Raw genomic sequence first — 2,612 nt, 5'->3', positions numbered from 1 at the left:
CAGGTTGCAGCGGGCGCAGGCGGTGACGATGTTCTCCCAGGTCGTCCGCCCGCCGCGCGAGCGGGGCACCACGTGGTCGAAAGTCAGATCCTCGCCGGCCCGGCAATACTGGCAGGAGAAGGCGTCGCGCAGGAAGAGGTTGAAGCGGGTGAAGGCCGGGGGCCTGTCCTGCGGCACGTAGTGCTTCAGCGAGACGACGCTGGGGAGCCGCATGGCGAATGAGGGAGAGTGGACTTCCTGGTCGTAGGTCGAGACCACATCGACGCGATCAAGGAACACCGCCTTGATCACCTCCTGCCACGGCCAGAGGGACAGCGGATAGTAGCTGAGCGGACGAAAATCCGCGTTCAGCACAAGGCAGGGCCAGCCGGACGGCGGGTGACTAAGCACCTGCATGGCCGGGCCTCCCGGAGAGCAGAACTGCTCCTATGGGGTGCGGGTAGAGACTGAAGACAGGCCCCCTTTCGCGATCCGAGCATCCGGCGATGTCGCCCACGTGGGAGACTCCCGTGACGTGAGAATTATAAGCCAGAAATTGAGACAGCTCCATGACCTGCGCAATGGTCCCGCCTGAGAAAAGTTGCCTCAAGCGGGACGCTGACTGCTGGCATCAGACACCCACGACGGCGGTGGCGCCGGCGAGGCTCAGGCTGATGAGCACGAAGACCACCGCAACGCCGGTGTCGAAGAAGCGGCCGAGATTGGTGAGCGCAGACATTGTTTCATTCCCTGTTGTTTGGTTTCGAGCCTGGCCTCCGCCGAGCCCGCATCCGATCTGGACGATGCTTAGATGGACCCATATCTAAGCGATGTACAGATACGCTTTACAATGTAAGCTATTCGAAATTGCATAGGCGCCAGGGCGCAACAAAAAGGGGACCCGGTGGGGTCCCCTTTCGAACTCACGCGATGCCGCCGGGCTGGCTTAGCCGCCGACGCTCACCGTGGCCGCCGCCAGGCCAATGCTGAGCACCACCAAGGCGACAGGGACGAACCGGTCAAAAAGCCGTTCGAAATGGGTCAAACGAGCGAGAGACATTACACACACCTTCCAGTTTGAAACCCTCGGGGGAGCGAGGGCGTTTGTTATTTGAACGATGTTAAGATAACACCGATCTAAACGCCGTCAAGATGATCTTTACGCCGTCTAGATTCAGTTTTAGAGTGGCCGCCATGAGAGAAGCTGCAACCGCCGACAACAGGCCCTATCACCATGGCGATCTTCGCCGCGCGCTGATCGATGCGGCTCGGCGATTGCTTGAGAACGAGGGTCCTACCGCCCTGTCGCTGCGCGCCGTCGCGCGCGAGGCCGGGGTCAGCCCGGCCGCGCCCTATCACCACTTCAAGGACAAGGGCGAATTGCTCGACGCCGTGGCCCACGAAGGCTGGGACCTGCTGAACGAGTTGATGACGGAGGCCCGCGCCAGGCAGACCTCGGTTCGCGACAAGCTGACCGCGCTGGGCGTGGCCTATGTGAAGTTCGCCCGCGACAACCCGGCGCTTTACCGCGTGATGTACGACTGCTCACGCGACAAGGAAAACCTGCCCGAGCACCTGCACGCCGACAATGACAGCGCCTATTGCCAGGTCCGCGACACCCTGGTCGAGGCCGGCGCCTCCCCGCTGGATGAGACCGAACTGGAACTGGCCACCACGGCCGCCTGGTGCGCGGCCCACGGCCTGGCCGAGATGGTCGCCTTTAAGCAGTTCGACCACCTGAAGGTCGCCATGGGCGGCGAGGAGGCCTTCCTGCGCGGCGTGTTCGAGCACATGGGCATTTTCGGACACGCGCACACGGACTAGAACGCTTCGGGTGTTCACCACCCGCTTCGCCCCTTCTCCGACCGGATACCTGCACCGGGGCCATGCCTTCTCGGCCCTGAGCGCGCACGAAGCCGCGCGCGCCGCTGGCGGCCGGTTCATCCTGCGCATCGAGGACATTGACACCACCCGCTCGCGGCCGGAGTTCGAGGCCGCGATCGATGAAGACCTGACCTGGCTGGGCCTGGCCTGGGACGTACCGGTTCGCCGCCAGTCCGACCACTTGGACGACTACCACGCCTCACTCGCGGCCCTGGCCGCCTCGGGCCTGATCTATCGCTGCTTCCGCACCCGCAAGGAGATCGCGCAGGACATCGGCCGCGCCCCGCACGGCGCGATGGACGCCTGGCGCGGCGCGCCCCTGCCCCCACACGAGGAAACCCAGCGCCTCGCGGCCGGCGAGCCCTACGCCTGGCGGCTTTCGCTCGACGCCGCCGAGACCGCCCTTGGCGCGCGGCCCCTCACCTTCCGCGAGGAGGGCCATGGCCCGAACGGCGAACACGGCCTGATCACCGCCGACCTGGCGCTAGGCGGCGATGTGGTGCTGGCTCGCAAGGACGTCGGCGTGGCCTATCACCTGGCCGTGGTGGTAGACGACGCGCTGCAAGGCGTCACCCACGTGATCCGCGGCCAGGACCTGTTCGAAGCCACCCATGTCCAGCGGCTGCTGCAGGCTCTGCTCGATCTGCCTACGCCCATCTATCGCCATCACCGCTTGCTTACAGGCGCCGACGGCAAGCGCTTCGCCAAGCGCGACAAGGCCGAAACCTTGCGAGACCTGCGGGGGCGGG

3 protein-coding genes are annotated in these 2,612 nt (G+C 65.0%); 2 read left to right on the top strand and 1 reads right to left on the bottom strand.

All coding sequences use genetic code 11. The features are described 5' to 3' along the window. Nucleotides 1-396 (bottom strand): HNH endonuclease (locus Q7T84_RS12055; protein ID WP_304809121.1); only part of this gene is annotated, 396 nt, incomplete at its 3' end. 777 nt (nt 397-1,173) lie between these two features. Between Q7T84_RS12055 and Q7T84_RS12050 the strand changes: the two genes are divergently transcribed. Continuing rightward, nucleotides 1,174-1,803, top strand: coding sequence for a TetR/AcrR family transcriptional regulator (locus tag Q7T84_RS12050; RefSeq protein ID WP_304809119.1), 630 nt, complete (start codon nt 1,174-1,176; stop codon nt 1,801-1,803). Nucleotides 1,804-1,813: 10 nt separating this feature from the next. Next, a partial coding sequence (gene gluQRS / locus Q7T84_RS12045; RefSeq protein ID WP_304809117.1) for a tRNA glutamyl-Q(34) synthetase GluQRS occupies nt 1,814-2,612 on the top strand: 799 nt, incomplete at its 3' end.

The sequence above is a fragment of the Phenylobacterium sp. genome (assembly GCF_030654915.1).
Classification (GTDB): domain Bacteria; phylum Pseudomonadota; class Alphaproteobacteria; order Caulobacterales; family Caulobacteraceae; genus Phenylobacterium.
This window is presented reverse-complemented; position numbering and strand designations above follow the sequence as displayed.